Source organism: Tessaracoccus sp. O5.2 (assembly GCF_964266725.1).
Taxonomy (GTDB): Bacteria; Actinomycetota; Actinomycetes; order Propionibacteriales; family Propionibacteriaceae; genus Arachnia; species Arachnia lapidicapta.
Genome location: NZ_CAXWGV010000012.1, coordinates 54,979 through 72,226, shown reverse-complemented (window position 1 = coordinate 72,226; position 17,248 = coordinate 54,979). Strand labels below are relative to the sequence as shown.

The 17,248-nt window shown below is 72.4% G+C and carries 15 protein-coding genes; 7 read left to right on the top strand and 8 right to left on the bottom strand.

The annotated features are described in order from the left end of the window. The first annotated feature begins 20 nt into the window (after nt 1–20). Nucleotides 21–851 carry a hypothetical protein gene (locus ACFQPD_RS06355; protein ID WP_385899535.1) on the top strand — a complete coding sequence of 277 codons (831 nt, stop codon included), beginning with the start codon at nt 21–23 and terminating at the stop codon, nt 849–851. Here the strand turns inward: ACFQPD_RS06355 and ACFQPD_RS06350 are convergent. From ACFQPD_RS06350 to ACFQPD_RS06315, 8 genes are all read right to left on the bottom strand, one after another. Then, the gene (locus ACFQPD_RS06350) at nt 848–2,344 is read right to left on the bottom strand and encodes an FAD-dependent oxidoreductase (RefSeq protein ID WP_385899533.1); all 1,497 of its coding nucleotides are present in this window, start codon (nt 2,342–2,344) and stop codon (nt 848–850) included. The two genes, ACFQPD_RS06355 and ACFQPD_RS06350, sit on opposite strands and share 4 nt — an antisense overlap. An 18-nt stretch (nt 2,345–2,362) precedes the next feature. Then, nucleotides 2,363–2,800 carry a hypothetical protein gene (locus tag ACFQPD_RS06345; protein WP_385899532.1) on the bottom strand — a complete coding sequence of 146 codons (438 nt, stop codon included), beginning with the start codon at nt 2,798–2,800 and terminating at the stop codon, nt 2,363–2,365. A gap of 166 nt (nt 2,801–2,966) precedes the next feature. Continuing rightward, nucleotides 2,967–4,901, bottom strand: coding sequence for an acyl-CoA dehydrogenase family protein (locus tag ACFQPD_RS06340; RefSeq protein ID WP_385899530.1), 1,935 nt, complete (start codon nt 4,899–4,901; stop codon nt 2,967–2,969). A gap of 680 nt (nt 4,902–5,581) precedes the next feature. After that, entirely contained in the window at nt 5,582–7,030 is a 1,449-nt protein-coding gene (locus ACFQPD_RS06335) for a DUF222 domain-containing protein (RefSeq protein WP_385899529.1), read from the bottom strand. A gap of 904 nt (nt 7,031–7,934) precedes the next feature. After that, the gene (locus tag ACFQPD_RS06330) at nt 7,935–8,810 is read right to left on the bottom strand and encodes a hypothetical protein (RefSeq protein ID WP_385899528.1); all 876 of its coding nucleotides are present in this window, start codon (nt 8,808–8,810) and stop codon (nt 7,935–7,937) included. A gap of 2 nt (nt 8,811–8,812) precedes the next feature. Next, entirely contained in the window at nt 8,813–9,895 is a 1,083-nt protein-coding gene (locus tag ACFQPD_RS06325) for a phage tail sheath family protein (protein ID WP_385899526.1), read from the bottom strand. A gap of 4 nt (nt 9,896–9,899) precedes the next feature. After that, nucleotides 9,900–11,261: a right-handed parallel beta-helix repeat-containing protein gene (locus ACFQPD_RS06320; RefSeq protein WP_385899525.1), complete on the bottom strand. Its 1,362-nt coding sequence runs from the start codon at nt 11,259–11,261 to the stop codon at nt 9,900–9,902. 52 nt (nt 11,262–11,313) lie between these two features. After that, nucleotides 11,314–12,099, bottom strand: a complete 786-nt coding sequence (locus ACFQPD_RS06315; protein WP_385899524.1) for a hypothetical protein — start codon at nt 12,097–12,099, stop codon at nt 11,314–11,316. A gap of 16 nt (nt 12,100–12,115) precedes the next feature. Between ACFQPD_RS06315 and ACFQPD_RS06310 the strand changes: the two genes are divergently transcribed. From ACFQPD_RS06310 to ACFQPD_RS06285, 6 genes are all read left to right on the top strand, one after another. Next, nucleotides 12,116–12,343, top strand: coding sequence for a hypothetical protein (locus tag ACFQPD_RS06310; RefSeq protein ID WP_385899522.1), 228 nt, complete (start codon nt 12,116–12,118; stop codon nt 12,341–12,343). Nucleotides 12,344–12,407: 64 nt separating this feature from the next. Beyond that, entirely contained in the window at nt 12,408–13,145 is a 738-nt protein-coding gene (locus ACFQPD_RS06305; RefSeq protein ID WP_385899520.1) for a DUF2520 domain-containing protein, read from the top strand. Beyond that, complete coding sequence (gene panC, locus ACFQPD_RS06300; protein ID WP_385899518.1) at nt 13,142–13,984, top strand: pantoate--beta-alanine ligase; 843 nt, start codon at nt 13,142–13,144, stop codon at nt 13,982–13,984. Before ACFQPD_RS06305 ends, panC begins: the two co-directional genes overlap by 4 nt. Next, nucleotides 13,984–14,385 (top strand): aspartate 1-decarboxylase, encoded by a 402-nt coding sequence (panD, locus tag ACFQPD_RS06295; protein ID WP_385899516.1) that lies wholly within the window; start codon nt 13,984–13,986, stop codon nt 14,383–14,385. The genes panC and panD overlap by 1 nt, the downstream gene beginning before the upstream one ends. Before the next feature lie 8 nt (nt 14,386–14,393). Further along, entirely contained in the window at nt 14,394–15,278 is an 885-nt protein-coding gene (gene panB, locus ACFQPD_RS06290; RefSeq protein ID WP_385899514.1) for a 3-methyl-2-oxobutanoate hydroxymethyltransferase, read from the top strand. A gap of 266 nt (nt 15,279–15,544) precedes the next feature. Beyond that, entirely contained in the window at nt 15,545–16,936 is a 1,392-nt protein-coding gene (locus ACFQPD_RS06285; protein WP_385899513.1) for a hypothetical protein, read from the top strand. Nucleotides 16,937–17,248: the final 312 nt, after the last annotated feature.

Here is a 17,248-nt window from a genome sequence, read left to right as displayed (position 1 = left end):
GCTTGATGAGAGGGGCTCCCATGACCAGCACCACCGACCGCATCCGACAGGTGGTCGTCACCGCCAGCGCGGTGTTCATGATCATCGGGACCCTGTTCGGGATCGGGGTGATCGGCACTCGCGTCGAGGAGAGCGCCGGCGGCAGCCTCTCCGCAACCGCCACGCTCGTCGCCCCGGCGGTGAGCGCGTTCTCGATCTGGTCGGTCATCTACATGGGGCTCATCGCCTACGTGGTGTGGCAGTGGCTGCCGGCCAACGCGGCCACCCCTCGCGCCAGGGCCATCGGGTGGCTCGCCGCGTGGTCGATGGTGCTCAACGCCTCCTGGCTGCTGGTAACCCAGGTCGGCCAGCTGTGGCTGAGCGTCGTCGTGATCGTCGCGCTGGCGCTCGTGCTGGGGACCCTCGTGCGACGCCTAACGGTGATCGCGCCCCGGTCGTCCCGCGGGTGGATCGACGCCGAGCGCGTCGTCGTCGACGGCACCTTCGGGCTCTACCTCGGCTGGGTGTCGGTGGCCACCATCGCGAACATCACCGCGACCCTCGTCGCGGCGGGCGTGGACCCCGGTCGCCCCGCCTCGGAGTTCTTCGCGGTCGCGGTGCTCGTGGTCGCCGCGGTGCTCGGGGTGATCCTCGCCCGCACCCTCGGCGGGCGGCTCGCCGTCGCGGCCGCCATGGCCTGGGGCCTGAGCTGGATCGCGGTCGGCCGGATCACGGACGCCCCCGAATCGCTGCCCACCGGCATCGCGGCGGCGGTCGCCGCCATGGTGGTCGTCGGCGCCGCCCTGGCCGTCCGGTTCGGGCCCGAGGCGCTGGGTGCGTCGCGGCGCCGGCCCGCCGCGGTTCGGGGCTAGCCCCCCGACCCCGGGAGATCGGCGACGGCCGGGCCCTCGAGGAGCGAGCCATCGGGAGCGAACCGCGACCCGTGCAGCGGGCAGTCCCACGACTTCTCCGCGTCGTTCCATCGGACCACCCCACCGAGGTGCGTGCAGATGCCGGACACCCGGCAGGTGACGCCGTCGACGGTGGAGACCGCCTCGGGGACGCCGCGCGGTCCGCGGCCCACGACACCCTCGCCCTCGGCCGGGGCCTCGTCCGGCAGGCCGCCCACCTCAGCCTGCACCCAGTCCTTCGCGAGCGTGGCGGCCACCTTGGCGTTCGGCGCCAGCGCGCTGAGGATCGTCGACGACGTCGGCGTCCGCTCGGCGAGCACGTCGGCCCACGGCATGGATCCGTCCAGGAGCCGGCTGCTCAGCATCAGCGCCGCGGCGACGCCGTTGGTCATGCCCCACTTGTTGTACCCCGTCGCCACGAAGATGCGGCCGTCGCCGCGCGGCAACTCGCCGACGTAGGGAACCCGGTCCACGGCTCGGTAGTCCTGGGCGGACCACGCGTGAGCGGGCTCGGCGCCCGGGAAATGCTCGGCGGTCCACCGCCGCAGGTCGGCGACGGCGGCGGCCTCGGAGTCCGTCCGGCCCACGACGTGGCCGTTGCCGCCGACCATGAGGAGTTCGCCGTCGTCGACGGGCACGGTCCGCAGCGACCGGCCGGGGCCGTCGACGCTCAGGTACATCCCCTGCGGGATGGCGCCCGGGACCCGGTAGGTGGTGGCGTAGGAGCGGTGCGGCTCCAGCTTCGCGAAGTAGCCCCCGCGGTCCAGGATCGGGGTGCCGGTGGCGAGGATCAGCTGGTCAGCCTCGAGGCCGCCCGCGGTGGTGCTCACGTTCACCGAGGAGTCCGCCTCGGCGTCGGTGACCCGGACGCCCTCGATGACGACCCCACCGTGCTCGACGAGGTCCTCGAGGAGAGCGTCGAGCACGACCAGCGGATGGACCTGCAGCTGGTCGGGCAGGGCGAGTGCGCCGGAGACGTCGAAGGGCAGCCCGGTGTCGGTGGTCCACGTGACGCTGGTCAGCCCGGCGGCGCGGCAGGCCGCGAGCTCGTCCTCGAGCGTGCTCACGCCGTCGCCCCCGAAGGCGAACGTGTAGGCGGTGCGGCGCTGGAACCCGATGTCGCGCTCCTCCAGGAAGCGCGCGAGCCACGCCTGGGCCTCGCGGTTGCCGTCGACGTACGCCGCCAGCACCTCGTCGCTCTGATGAGACCGGATGTCCGACAGGGTGCTGCCCTGCAGCAGCGACACCTTCGCGGTGGTGTGTCCCGTGGCGACAGCGCCGACGCTGCGGGCCTCGACCACAGCGACCCGCTGCCCGGCACGGGCGAGAAGCGCCGCGGTGGCGAGACCGGTCAGGCCGGCGCCGGCGACGACAGTGTCGAACCGGCTCCCCTCAGGGAACGGCTGGGGCGCGACGTGCGGCGCGGGGTGAGTGGCGAACCAGACAGACGTCATCGACTCCATGTCCCCTCATTACCCGCCGTCCAGCAGTTTAGACAGCACTCTGCGGTATCCCTCGCGCAGGATCCGGGCGGCGACGGGCTGGAGGGATCGCGGCAACCAGGGGATCTCGACCGTCTGCTCCCACCTGATCCGGCTGCCGGTCGCGGCGGGGATGGCGGTGACGTTGATGGCGCCCGCGATGACGCGACCCTCCTTGACGATGCGCGCCGCGGGCGGATCGAAGGAGAGTGACAGGATCCGCATGGGATCGTCGAAACCTACCCTCCCGACGGCGGTTCGGCCCACGAATGTGAGTCCTGTCACGAGATCGTCCGCAGCCACCGCAGGCGTGACCGTGGTGAGCGGGATGAGGCGGGAGTGGGCGCGGAGATCCAGTACCCGGCGCAGCGCCTCGTCCGGCGGGCAGGAAGCGGGCAGGTCGACGACGAACGCTGCGGTGCGGGACATGTCGCCATGCTAGGTGCGCGGGGCCGGGCCGGATCGGGTTTCGGGGAGCGGAAGGTGCGCGTTGTGCGCCGATGTCTGAGCGGCACGCCGACATGCACGAGCAGTTCCGCTGCGTCCTGGGCCGGGGCTCAGTGGCTGCCCGGCATCCTGGGCGGCGGAGCGACGGTCAGGTCGGGCGGGGGACCCGTCGCCGGACGTCCTCGGCGGTCGAGGGCCCGGGCGCCCAGGCCGCGACCCACGGCAGATCATCGGCGATATGGAAGACCCCCTCCTCGAGCGACGTATGGTGTCCGTCCAGCACGCGACGTGCCAGGCGGCGATCACTGCGGTCCGAGTTGTGCCACAGCTCACCGAACAGCGCGTCCACCCGTACCCGTGCCTGCTCGCAGAACGCGGCCGCGAGTTCCACGCCGCCGGGATGGGAGTCGCGCTCGGCGGTGGCCCGCACGCACGACGCAGCCATCGCGAACAGCTCGGCGCCGATGTCGACGATCCGGCCCAGGTACGCCTGTCGATGCTCCAACCTGCCTTGCCAGCGTGCCATCCCGGCGAAGGTCGCCCTGGCGAGACGGCGGGCGGCACGCTCGACGTAGCGCAGATGCTCCGCCAGCGGTCCGTGCTCGCGGTAGGCCCCGGGCACCGTCCCCGCGCCGACAGCGAGCATCGGCAGCCACCTGGCATAGAAGGCCGACGCCCTCGCCACGGCCTCCGCCCGCGCACGCGTGGACGCCTCCGGGTCGATGATCTCGCCGGCCACCTCGAGGTGGACGTCGACGGCCTCGCGGGCGATGAGGAGATGCATGATCTCGGTGGATCCCTCGAAGATGCGGTTGATGCGCATGTCGCGCATGAGTTGCTCAACCTCCGCGGGACGTTCACCGCGCGCCGCCAGCGACTCGGCCGTCTCGTACCCACGGCCTCCGCGGATCTGGACGAGGTCGTCGACGACGCGCCACCCCATCTCGGAGGCATACAGCTTCACCAGGGCGGCCTCGATGCGGATGTCGTTGGCGTCGTCGTCGGCCAGCATGCTGGCCAGATCGAGCATTGACTCCATCCCATACGTGGTGGCCGCGATGAACGCGATCCGGGTGGCGATGGCCTCGTGGTCGCCCACGCGCTGACCCCACTGGACCCGCTCCCCCGCCCAGCCGCGCGCCACGTGCAGCGACCACTTCGCCGCCCCCACGCACATGGCGGGCAGCGACAGCCGGCCGGTGTTGAGCGTGGCCAGCGCGATCTTCAAGCCCTTGCCGACGGCGCCCAGCACATTGTCCGCGGGGACCCGCACCTGGTGGAAGCGGATGAGGGCGTTCTCGATCCCGCGGAGGCCGACGAACGCGTTGCGCCGCTCGACGGTGATGCCGGGCGAGTCCGCCTCGACGACGAACGCGGTGATGCCGCCCCTCTTGTCGGCGGTGGCCGGAACGCGGGCGAGCACGACGTAGAGGCTGGCGATGGTGCCGTTGGTGGCCCAGAGCTTCACGCCGTCGAGGACGTAGGAGTCGCCGTCGAGCGTGGCTGTGGTGGCGAGGCGGGCGGGATCCGACCCGACGTCGGGCTCCGTCAACAGGAAGGCGGAGATCTCACCGGCGGCCACCCGCGGGAGGTACTCGTCCTTCTGGGCGGTGGTGCCGAACATCTTGACCGGTTGGGGCACGCCGATGGATTGGTGCGCGGAGAGCGTCGCGGCGACCGCGGGGTTGGCCGACCCGATCAGTGTGAGCGCCTTGTTGAAGTGGTACTGGCTCAGACCCTGACCTCCGTACGGCTCGGGAACCTTCATCCCGAAGGCACCGATCTCAGCGAGTTCGGCGAAGGTCTCGTCTGGGATGCTGGCGTCGCGCTCGATGCGGGCGCCGTCGATCCGGCGGCACACGTCCTCGACCCGCTTGAGGTAGCTCTCGCCCTTCGCCTTGGCCGCCGCGCTGGGTGTGGGCCACGGCTCGATGAGGTCCAGCCGCAGCCTGCCGAGGAAGAGCTCTTTGCCGAAGCTGGGCTTCGTCCACTCGGTTTGTCGTGCCGCCTCCGCAACGGTGCGGGCCTCGCGGGCGCTGGGGCCGTGGGTGGGCGTGGATGTGGGGTGAGTCGCGGTGCTCATGATGCCCTCCAGGGAACCTTTTCTACGATACTCCTGCGCGGTCGTTGACGCTGCGACTAGCCACTCCGCGCTCGGGTCGCGCCTGCCTCGTTCGCCGAGGTCGCGCCTGTCCGTTCGCTGAGGTCGCGCAATCCGTTCGCTGAGGTGCGCCTATCCGTTCGCTGAGGTCGCGGCCGACGGCGGAGCATCCGGGCGAGTCTCGAAGCCGACGCCTTCCCGATCGCTGAGGTCGCGCCCGGTGCGCAGCACCCGGGCGAGTCTCGAAGCCGACGCCGCAGGCGTCGATCCCCCCAACCCCGCCCGCTGAAGGTGTGGGGAGCCGCGACCCGTCGCTCGGGCGGCCCTTGTGGCCGGGTGCCCTGTTTGGCTGACCGACTGGCTGGGGGTGAGTAGTCGAGGCCGCCCGAGCGTCGGCTCCCGTCTCCCCCCACTGGTCCCGACGGTGGCGTGGCCGGGTCCGGGGGCGTGCCGGTGGCGCGGCCCTGGCACAGGTTCGTCTAGGCGGGACGCCAGTGGGGTGATCCTCGGGTTGGGCATCACTGCGCGCAGCCGCCCCACCGTCCCACCCCCTCGCTCGCTGAGGTCGCGCCACTCCGTACGCTGAGGTCGCGCCCGACGGCGGAGCCGTCTGGGCGAGTCTCGAAGCCGACGCCGCAGGCGTCGATCCCCCTCGGCGCAGGTCAGGTGCCGTCGCCCCAGATGGCGGCGGAGCGGCGAATGAGGTCGCCCAGATCCGGCCGGTCGGCGGCTGACAACTCCGTCTCGGGATGGTCGACTTCAGCTGGGTCGGTGTCTGGCGGGTCGCCGTCTGGGCCCGGTGGTGCCCCGGAGCGTATCTGTTGGAGTCGGAACCGGCGATGCTGTCGCGGCCGCCTGGCCGGATCGATATGCCGGGGTGGGGTGAACCACGGCAGCCCGGTCACCGAATCCAGATCCACCCGCCACTGCGAGGCCTCGGACTGCGACGGATCGGGCTCCACCAGGCGATGGTGGTGCGGGCAGAGGAGTACCCCGTTTCCTAGTTGGGTATCGCCGCCCTGCCACCAGGGGATGATGTGATGCGCTTCACAGCACGCCGGGGTGGCGGTGCAGCCGGGGAACGCGCACCCACCGTCGCGCTGCATCAAAGCAGCACGCAGGCCGGGTGTGAAGGTGCGGTAGGTGCGGCCTACGTCCAGCAGCCGGGATGGTCCGCCCAGGACGACGGGGATGATGCCGGCGTCGCAGGCGAGGCGGCGGACCTCCCCGGCGGACAGGCCGTCGACGTCGTCGACCCCGATCAGCCCGACCCGACCGAGGCCGGTGGTGAGGGTGTCGAGGTCGAGGGTGACGTGCACCTGTGGCCGGTCCCCACCATGCGCGGGCAGGGCGCCAGTGGTGGCGGCTTTCTGGGTGAGCAGGACCAGTGCATCGGCGCGCCTGGCGTCGCGTGACGCGGCCTCACCGGCGGCGGTGTAGGTGGAGGCGTCCGGCATCAACGCATCCAACTGCGCGGTCAGCAGTGCCGCGTCTGAGACTGGGAGTTGGCCGGCGATGCGCATGGAGCCGTGATAGTCCGGCGCGAGGCGTAGGAACCGACCCCGATGAGCTGCGGCTTCCTCCCGCGCGAGGCGCTTCGCATCGTCGGCATCTGATGCGTCGGGGTCGATGATCTCGACCAGCCGAACGGCGAGGACCCGCAGCTCGGCTGGGCCGAGGGTGTCGACGTGGTGCAGGATCTCCTCCTCGCAACGCGTCAACTCCGCCCGGGACAATCGCCCGGGCAGCTTCCGCAGACCGGCGACGATGGCGTCGGCCTGCGCCAACGAAATCGAGCCGTCGTTCAAGGCGGCGCCGATCAGCGGGAACCTGTCGCACAGGTCCTGCGCGAGCCGCAACGCTGCGGTGGCTTGGGCGGGGGTGGTGCGCACCGACTGCCGCACCCCGTCGATCACGGCCTCCGCCGCGGCCAGCTTCGCCTCATGCAGCAGGTGAAGGCGGAGACCGGCGAGCTGCGCCTCGGCCTCGGTGACCGCGGCGACCAGTGTGCCCAGACGCTCGGCCGCGGCGCCCGGATCCTGAGTGAGGGAGCGCGCGGCGTCCCAGAGCGCGGCGAGGTGCCGCTGCCCGAGATCCCGCAAGTCGCTCATGTGACCTATTCTTGCGGGGGCACTGACAATTTCTGATCTCCGGGGCAGGGGAGATCGACGCCTGCGGCGTCGGCTTCGAGACTCGCCCGGACGGCTCCGCCGTCGGGCGCGACCTCAGCGAACGAGGGGGTCGCGACCTCAGCGAGCGGGGGTCCGCGAGGAGGTGGGACGGTGGGGCGGCTGCGCGCAGTGATGCCCAACCCGAGGAACACCCCACTGGCGTCCCGCCTAGACGAACCCGTGCCAGGGCCGCGCCACCGGCACGCCCCCGAACCCGGCCACGCCACCGCCCGAACCAGTGGGGGGAGACGGGAGCCGACGCTCGGGCGGCCTCGATTCACCCGACACCGGCGGCACTGCGGGCCGAACAGTACACCCGACCACCACGGCCGCCCGAGCGTCGGGTCAGGGCTCCCCACACCTTCAGCGGACGGGGTTGGGGGATCGACGCCTGCGGCGTCGGCTTCGAGACTCGCCCGGACGGCTGCGCCGTCGGGCGCGACCTCAGCGAACGAGGGGGTCGCGACCTCAGCGAACGAGCCGCAACCCCCGCCCCCGCCGCGCCGCGCTCCACCCCTCCACCAGCACGACACGCCGTCGAACTCCGCCCTCGAGGCCCTATGCCGGCGCCAGGTCCGAGAGCGGCTGCTATTCGTGCTGGGGTTGGGGATCGACGCCTACGGCGTCGGCTTCGAGACTCGCCCGGGTGCTCCGCACCGGGCGCGACCTCAGCGAGCGGGGCTGGGAGATCGACGCCTCCGGCGTCGGCTTCGAGACTCGCCCGGACGGCTCCGCCGTCGGGCGCGACCTCAGCGAACGAGGGGGTCGCGACCTCAGCGAACGAGGGGGTCGCGACCTCAACGAACGGGGCGGGCGCGACCTGCGAACGGAGCAGGGCGCGACCTCAGCGAGCGAGGGCAGGCGGGGCGTCGAAGAAGCGGGCGTCGCGCGCGTATGCACGGAAGAACGCGAAGATGAACCCCATCCGCTCCTCGTAGCACTCCCACGTCGTCGCCTCGCTCCCGACCACCTCCCCGGCGACAGCGTGGTCGAACCGCGCCGCGAGCTCGCACAGCTCCACCTGCCGCAGGTGCTCCAGGACTGCCGGGAATCGGGCGCCGCCCAGATACGACGGCGCGGGCACCTCACGGCAGACATCGACCGGCCCGTCCGGGGTGACGACGTCGACGAACCTGGTCACGATCCGCCCGAACAGCCCACCCAACGGCATCGCGTCGTCGATCAGCGCGTCCGCGATCCACTGCTCGTGCGCCGCCACCCTCACGTTGCCCAACAGCATCAGCTCCGCGACCGCCCGGTCTGCCTCCTCGTCCAGTTCCTCGACCGCCGCGAGGGCCCGCAACTCGAGCGCGGACTGGTAGGCCACCATCGCCGCGCCGAGATCGGGGGCGTCGTCGAACAGCGGGTCCGCGACCGCCACCTCCAGCGCGGTCCGGGTGGGCCCACCTGCGCGGGTCACCTCGTCGAGCCAGCGCACGAATCGGGGCGCGACGTCGGCGATGATCGTCCGATTGCCCTCCGCGACCTCATCCGAGGTGCCGGGGTCCAGCCCGAGCGGCAGCCCTTCCCTGCGGATGACGCGGCCTGCCGAGGCGCTGGCCCACGCCCCGAACGCCAGCCAGTTGACGTCGCTGCGGCCCGTGAGGTCCGCGACGGCGAGCGCCAGGTCGCGGTAACAGGCGGTGATGGCGGTGTTGCGGACCACGGGGTCGGCGATCGCGACGACGTCGGCCACGGCCCGCTGCGACGGATACGACATGGCTACCCCTGGGTCTGGAAGGTCAACCGGTGAACGTCGAACTCGGCCGGCCGCATGGTCGCGAGGTAGATCTCCACCACCAGCTTGCCGTCCTGCAGGTCCGCGTGAGTCATCGTCTCGCCGAGCCCGCACCGCGCCCCGTAGGCGTCCTGGGGCCGGTCACCTGGGAACGCTCCGGCCCGCCACAGCTCGTTGAGGAAGCTCTCTACGAGCTGCTTGACGAGCAGCCAGAGCGGGGCCTCGTTGGGCTCGAACACGACGAACTCCAGGCCCGCGGCCAGCGACCCGAGCACGTGATCGGTGAGTCGCCGCATCGGGAGGTAGCGACGGGCCGGCTCCGCGCTGTCGGCCCCTGCGAGCGTCCGCGCGCCCCACACCAGCCGCCCCCGGCCGGGGAACTCGCGCATCGCATTGACCCCGGCCTGGAGCAGCGCCTCGTTGGCGACGTCGTCGAGCGCCTCGGTGAACCCGTCTAGCCCGTGCACCGCGACACCGGCCGGCGCCTTCCAGATCCCGCGCTCTGCGTCGGTGCGCGCGATCACGCCCGCGACGGCGCCCGACGGCGGGACCGCGACCCCGCCAGTCACGAGCCAGGGATGGTACGCCGCCGCGCGCTCCCGGTGTGGGCCGGTCTGGCGTGCGGCTGCGCCCGCGCCGTCGTCGAATGATCCGGGCGGGAGGTCGAGGACGAACACGGCGCGCCACGCCGCGCAGAGGGCGAGGGCAGTGCTCACCTGGAGGTGGTGGTCCGCCGTCAGGCCTGGGACCGCGAGGACCGTGATGCCGGAGTCGGCCAGTGCGTGGACCCCTCCTTCCGCGCCCGGGACGAGATGATCCGGGGCAGGCGACGCCGCCCGCACGACCGTCAACCGCCTGCCGCCGTTGACGAAGAACAGGTCGACGGCGTGTCCGAGGGGCCGCCCGGGGTCCAGGGTGGGGCCGAAGATCGCGTGGTACTCCCCGGCGCTGGTCACGACGACGGGGGTGTCGACGGGCCCGGCGTCGCAGGCGCCGACGAAGCCGGTCACGGACGCGGGCAGCGGCCGGATGGAGCGGGCCGCGGGGATCTCCTCGACGTAGGGCATGCGGTCATCCCCCCGGGGTTGGCGACGGCGACTCCGAGCCGGTGCGGCCCCGCGCCAAGGCGCACTCGTTGTCGGTGAGGGTGGGGGCTGCGGTGCCCGTGACGACGATCCCGAACTCGACGTCCGTGCACACCACCCGCGCCAGCGCTCCGGTGGCGGTTCCGCCGACGATCACCGCTGCCCGGCTCGACCCCGCGATGGTGGCGCCCTCGATCACCGGCGCCGCGGCGCCCTCCACCTGGAGGCCGAGCTCCCCGCCGTCGATCCGCAGGTCCAGCAGCGCGGGCCGGGCCGATTCCGCCACCGCGATCCCCACCGTGTTGCCCGAGAAGGTCCCGCCCGACAGGGAGCCGTCGGAGGCACCGAGGAAGCACACGCCGCACTCGCCGTTTCCGATCAGGTCGACGTCCGCCACACTGACCCGGTGCGCGCCGGCGACCGCGAGCCCCGCCCAGGCGTTGTCGCGGAGGGTGACGTCGGTGGCCTCGAAGGTGGTGCGACGCTCCGCTTCGCTGTCGCCGCCGACGAGCATGACCCCGGCTCCGCCCCCGGTGTCGTCCGGGCGCCCGCCGGACACGGTGACGTGCGCGAGCGCCAGTGTGGCCGCCCCTCCCGCGACGACGCCGGAGCCGGGGACCGCGGGGTCGCGGTTCAGCGTGAGGGAGTCGAGGGTGACGGGCTCGGCGGTCGCGATGAGAATGGCTGCCTCCGGCGCGGCGGACGTCAGGACGGTGGCCTCCTCACCCTCGCCGAGCAGCGTGACGGCGCTGAGGATGACGAGCGGCTGGGCGAGTGTGAAGGTCCCCTCGCTGAGCAGCAGCGTCGATCCGGACGGCACCTCCGCGAGCGCTGTGGCGAGGTCCTCGTCGGGGAACACCGCGCGACGCACCGGCAGTTCGGGGATCCGCCCGTCGAGTCCCGCGACCAGTCGCGCGCGCACCGCCTCGGCCAGCGGGGACTCCGCTCGCACGGCGTCGACACCTGCGTCAACGTCGGCGCGCATCTGCGCGGCGGAGCAGCGACGCTCCTGGACGGCGTCGCGGACCTCGGCCAGCGCGTCCTGGATCTCGTCGCCTTCGGCGGGCTGGGCGGTGGCGGTGGGGGTGGCAGAGGGCGTCGCCGTGAGAGTCGGGGTCGGCGACGGCGCGGGAGAGGCGAGGCGGTCGTCGTAGCTGTCCACCACCCGCTGGAGGGCCGCGCCGACGGTGCCCGCGAGATCCTGGCACCGCCGCTCCGGCCATGCGGACGGCGACGGGGACAACGACGGCGAGGGCGACGGGCTGGGCGGGGAGGACGGGGCGGAGGTGCAGCCGATCAGGACACACGACGCGAGGATCGACGTCGCCAGTCCCACAACGGCCTTCATGCGCTCACGCTACAGGCCGCTCCCCCACCGCGGAGGCAAGTGATCAGGAGGGTCACTTCTTCTTGGGGGGCTTCGTCGGCACCGGCTCTGTCGGCTCCGGCTCCGTGGGTACGGGGTCGGTCGGCTCCGGGTCCGTCGGCACGGGGTCGGTCGGGTCCGGATCCGTCGGGAGGGGATCGGTCGGCACCGGGTCGGCCGGCACGGGATCCGTCGGGACGGGCTCGGTCACCGTTCCCTCCGGCGCGGTCCACCCGTCGGTGCGGATCCGCACGGAGTCGTACGAGGCGCTCGCGGACCCCACCACCAGGCCGACCCGGCCATCGGCCAGAGCCGCGCTGTACGCCATCGACCGGACGAACGATCCGTTCAGCTCCAACGACACCGATGCGCCCTTGATGGTCACGACCATCGTGAAGTCGGCACCCGCGACGAGCACCTGGCTGACGGACTGGTCGATGGACCACGAGCCCCGGGTGACGTGCCCGAAGATCACGGTCTGCGTCGCGACGTCGAGGACGATGAACTTGAACTCGTCGAGGCTGTAGAAGTCGTAGACGAGACCCGCGATGCCGCCCTCGGCGATCCGCAGGCTCGCGGTGATCTCGAGGTAGGAGTTGGCCTCGAGCGTGTCACCGAGGTCGAGCAACGTCACAGCCGGCGCCGTCGGTGTGCCCGACGCGGTGAGGGCGCCGTCGGCCGCGGTCCACGACCCGGTCTGCACGTCGTCGACCAGGCCCGGGCCGTCGTCGAAGGACTCGGTCACGTCCAGCGTGATCTGCGGCGGCAGGACCGCGACGGACACGCTGTCGAACTTGCCGCGCGCCTGGTTGGAGCCCACGCCGACGAAGCCCTTGTTGAGACCGACCGCGACGCCGTCGATGATCGCGGTGCTCGGTCAGCAGCTCACCGCGGACCTCGCCTTCACCAAGACCGGCAGCGGCTTCACCGTCGCGGTCGCGCACCTCGGCATGGTCTTCACCGCCGGCGGTGCCACGCTCGCCACCTTCACCGGCACGACACGCCGTCGAACTGCCTCCCGGGCCCCGCAGATGGCGCCGAGAGCGAACTGCGCCGGACATTGATGCTGCCCTCGAACCACCCTCAACTACAGTTGCCACACCCCGTCCCCCAGCTTTCGGAGAAGCGATGCGCACTGCCCCGACGCGCCCGCGGGTCGCCGTCGTCGGCCGCGGCCGACTGGGATCCGCGCTCGTCCCGGCGCTCCGCGACGCGGGCTGGACCGTCGACGGTCCCCTCGGCCGCGACACCGCCCCGGAAGGCGCCGACGTCGTCTTCCTCTGCGTGCCGGATCGGGAGATCGCGACGGCGGCGGCCGCCCTCGCTCCCCGCGCCGGTGTCCTCGTCGGCCACTGCTCCGGCGCCACCCCCCTCACCGCGCTGGCCCCGCACGAGTCGTTCGGCCTCCACCCACTGATGACCATCCCCGCCGGCGCCCCCACCCGCTTCGACGGCGCGACGGCGGGCGTCGCGGGCACCACCGCCCACGCCCTTGCCACGGCGCGAGACCTGGCCACCTCGCTGGGCATGCTGCCGTTCACCCTCGACGACGGCGCCCGCCCCGCCTACCACGCGGCGGCCTCCGTCGCGTCGAACTACCTGCTCACCGTTGAGGACCTGGCCGAGCGCCTCGCCGCCGTCGCAGGCGTCCCCCGCCAGGCCCTCGTCCCCCTGGTGCGCGCCACCGTCGACAACTGGGCGGCCCACGGCGCCGCAGCCGTCCTCACCGGCCCGATCGCGCGCGGCGACACCGCGACGGTCGCCCGGCAGCGCGCCGCCGTCGACGCCATGAGCCCCGCGGACCTGGACCTGTTCGACACCCTCGCGGCCGCCACAGGCCGCCTCGCCGGAAGGGGCGCCGCATGAGAATCGTCCGCGCCGTCGCCGAGCTCCGCGCCGCCCTCCGCGACGCCGGCCGCGTCGGCTTCGTCCCCACCATGGGCGCCCTCCACGACGGGCACCTCTCGCTCATCCGCGCGGCCCGCGCCGCCGTCGACACCGTCGTGACAAGCGTCTTCGTCAATCCGACGCAGTTCAACGACACCCGCGACCTCGAGGCCTACCCGCGCGACGAGGCCCGCGACGCCGACCTCGCCGCGTCCGCCGGCACCGACGTCCTCTTCGCCCCCTCCCCCGCCGAGATGTACCCCGACGGCTACGCGACCACCATCAGCGTCCGCGGCGTCAGCGAGCCCCTCGAGGGCGCGCACCGGGGGGCCGTCCACTTCGACGGCGTCGCCACCGTCGTCGCGAAGCTGCTCATCGCCGTCGCGCCCGACGTGGCGTACTTCGGGCAGAAGGACGCCCAGCAGGTCGCGGTCGTGCGGCGGCTGGTCGCTGATCTGGGGTTGCCCGTGGAGATCGCGGTTGCCCCGATCGTCCGGGAGCCCGACGGCCTGGCGATGTCCAGCCGCAACGTCCGGCTGAGTGCGGCGGACCGGCCCCGGGCCCTCGCGCTCATGGCGGGCCTCGACGCCGTCGCAGCCGCCGTGAACCAGGGCGCCGCCGCACGTGACGCCGAGCGCCGAGGCGCCGACGTCATGCGGCAACAGGGCGTGGACCCGGAGTACCTCGCGCTCGTCGACCCCGCGACGTTCGCGCCGGCCGACGACCTCACCCGCCCGACCCTCGCCGTCGTCGCCGCCCACGTGGGCGACGTGCGGCTCATCGACAACCTGACCATCCCCGCCCGCGAGGAGGCCTGATGCAGCGCATCATGTTGAAGTCCAAGATCCACCGCGCCACGGTGACCGACGCCGACCTGCACTACGTCGGCTCGATCACCATCGACCCCGAGCTGCTGAAAGCCGCCGACATCCTCGAGTACGAGCAGGTCAGCGTCGTCAACGTCGACAACGGCGCCCGCTTCGAGACCTACACCATCGCCGGCGAGCCCGGCTCGGGCCAGATGAAGGTCAACGGCGCGGCGGCCCGCCTGGTGCACCGCGGCGACACCATCATCGTCATCTCGTACGGCCAGTACGAGGGCGAGGAGATCGCGTCGCACGAACCCGTCGTCGTGCATGTCGAGCGGGGAACGAACGCGATCGTGGAGGTCGACGCCGAGGTCGCGACGCTGCTCACCGAGCTCCCCGACCAGCGCTGAGGCCGCCGATGTCCGCCCGACCCCCGGTCCGTACCGCCGCCCACGGCCCCGCGCCCGTGACCCTCGCCGCCCTCGCGGCGAAGAAGCGCGCCGGCGAGAAGCTCGTCATGGTGACGGCCTACGACTACCCGGGCGCGCTGGCGGCTGAGGAGGCCGGCGTCGACGTCGTGCTCGTCGGCGACTCCGGCGCCATGACGGTGCTCGGGTACCCCGACACCAACGAGGTGAGCGTCGACGAGATGCTCATGCTCACCGCCGCCGTGCGACGGGGGCTGCAGGCGCCGCTGCTGGTGGGGGACCTGCCGTTCGGGTCGTACGAGGACTCCGACGAGCAGGCCGTCGCGACCGCGCGCCGGTTCGTCGACGAGGCGGGCTGCGACGCCGTCAAGCTGGAGGGTGGAGGGCCCGGGTCGGTGTCGCGGGTGCGGGCGATCATCGCGGCGGGGATCCCGGTCATGGGGCACGTGGGCCTGACGCCGCAGTCAGCGGCCGAACTGGGCGGCTTCAAGGCGCAGGGCAGGACTGCGGCGTCCGCCCGTCGCGTGGCCGACGAGGCGCTCGCGCTGCAGGATGCCGGGTGCTTCGCCGTCGTGTTCGAGGCGATCCCGGCGGCCGTCGCGGAGACGATCGTGCGGTCGATGACGGCGGTGGTCATCGGCATCGGCGCCGGCCCCGCCGTCGACGGTCAGGTGCTCGTGCTGCACGATTTGCTCGGCATGTCGTCGGGCGGGTCGGCGCGCTTCGTCAAGCGTTACGCCGACCTGCACACCGCGACCGTTGAGGGCCTGGCCACGTTCGCCGCGGAGGTCCGCGACGGCACCTACCCGGCGCCGGAGCACTGCTACGGCATCCCCGACGACGAGTTGGCCGCCTTCCGCGCCGCCCCCCACTGACGCCCTGACGCCTGCCCCGGTCCCGACGCCTGCCCCCCGTCCGGACGCCTGCGCCCCGTCCCGACGCCTGCCTTCCTTCGCGACGCCTGCTCTCTAGTACAGGCGCTGGGGAGACGCCTGCTCTAACTCACGACGCTCGCGCTATAGCGCAGGCGTCGGCACGCAAGGCAGGCGCCCCGGACACGGCGCAGGCGTCGGCACGCAAGGCAGGCGCGAGGTACCTAGAGCGGAGTAGCGTCGGAGGCGAGCGCCGAAAGGGGCACGCCATGCGCGAAACCCACCTCCGACAAGGCCGGCAGACGGTCAAGCTGGGACTGATCAAGGCCATCCACGACCTGTTCCCGGGCGAGCGGCTGAAGACGTCCTACTCGATCCTCGAGGGCGTTTTCTGTGGCCTCGTCGGCTCGGCGCTGTCGACCCGGGAGGTGCGGCAGATCGGCACCCGGCTCAAACAGTGGGCGGCCGACCCGGCCAGCAGCATCACGCTCCTGGGCCGCGAGGGCGGCTACCACGTCTACGACGTCGACGGCCTCACCGCGCGCGTCGTCTACCCCGCCCTCGAGAACCCGCGCGAGGTGGAACCGTTCGAGGTGCTCCCCTTCGCCGACGGCTTCATCGTCGACTTCGGCGAGATCGACAAGGGCGACGGCGCCCCCCTGATCCCGCCCACGCTCCTGTCGGCGGCCTACGCGGAGACGCAGGCGTGGCTGGACCGGGTCGACGTCGAGGTGGTGGCCGACGTCAACGCCTACATCCGCGACGGGCGCGCCCTCAAGCTGGTGGGCATCGCGGAGGCGCTGCAGGAGAAGCGGCTGGCCGACATCGCCGACACCATCCTGGCCGAACGGCGGGCCCTGCGCGTGCTGGCGATCGCCGGCCCGTCGTCGTCGGGAAAGACCACGACGACGCACCGCCTCGCGACGCAGCTCGAGGTCAACGGCCTGAAGCCAGTGGCGTTGTCGCTGGACGACTACTTCGTCGACCGGGCCCACACCCCCCGCGACGACGACGGCCGCTACGACTTCGAGAGCCCCGACGCCCTCGACCTCCCCCTCCTGACCAGCGACCTCGCCCGGCTGGTGGCCGGGGAGACCGTGCGGACGCCCCACTTCGACTTCGTCACGGGGTCGCGGCTGCCCGCGACGACGCCGCTCAGCGTCGGCCCCGACGAGATCCTGCTCATCGAGGGCATCCACGCCCTCAATCCGCGGCTGACGGGCAGCATCAGCCGCACCGCGGTGTTCAAGGTCTACGTCAGCGCGCTGGGCGGGCTGAACATCGACCTGATGAACCGTGTGCCGACGACGGAGGTGCGGCTGCTGCGTCGCATCATCCGCGACCACCGCTACCGCGGCATCACGCCGGAGACGACGCTGGGTCAGTGGGACAGCGTGCGCCGCGGCGAGTACGAGCACATCTTCGTGTTCCAGGAGGACGCGGATGTGATGGTCAACTCCAGCATGATGTACGAGCTCAACGTGCTGCGGCCGTACGCCGAAGAGGCCCTGGCGACCATCCCCGACGACAGCCCGCACGTCGATACGAGGGACCGGCTGCTCAATCTGTTGGGCTTCTTCGACCCGCTGCCCGCCGATCGGGTCCCGTTCAACTCGATCCTGCGGGAGTTCATCGGCGGCAGTCTGTACGTCGATCCGTGAGGAGCGACGGCGTCCGTGGGAGCCGCGACCCTTCGAGACGCTGTGCCGCCTGCCGGCGGCACAGCTCCTCAGGGAACGGTGAAGAGCAGCCCTCACCGGCGGCACAGCTCCTCAGGGAACGGTGAGGGGCGGCGCCACGACCCTTCGAGATGGTGCGCCGCCTTGCGGCGGCACACCTCCTCAGGGAACGGGGACGGCGGCACAGCTCCTCAGGGAACGGTGAGGGGCGGCGCCACGACCCTTCGAGACGCTGTGCCGCCTGCCGGCGGCACAGCTCCTCAGGGAACGGTGAGGGGCGGCGCGGGCCGTAGC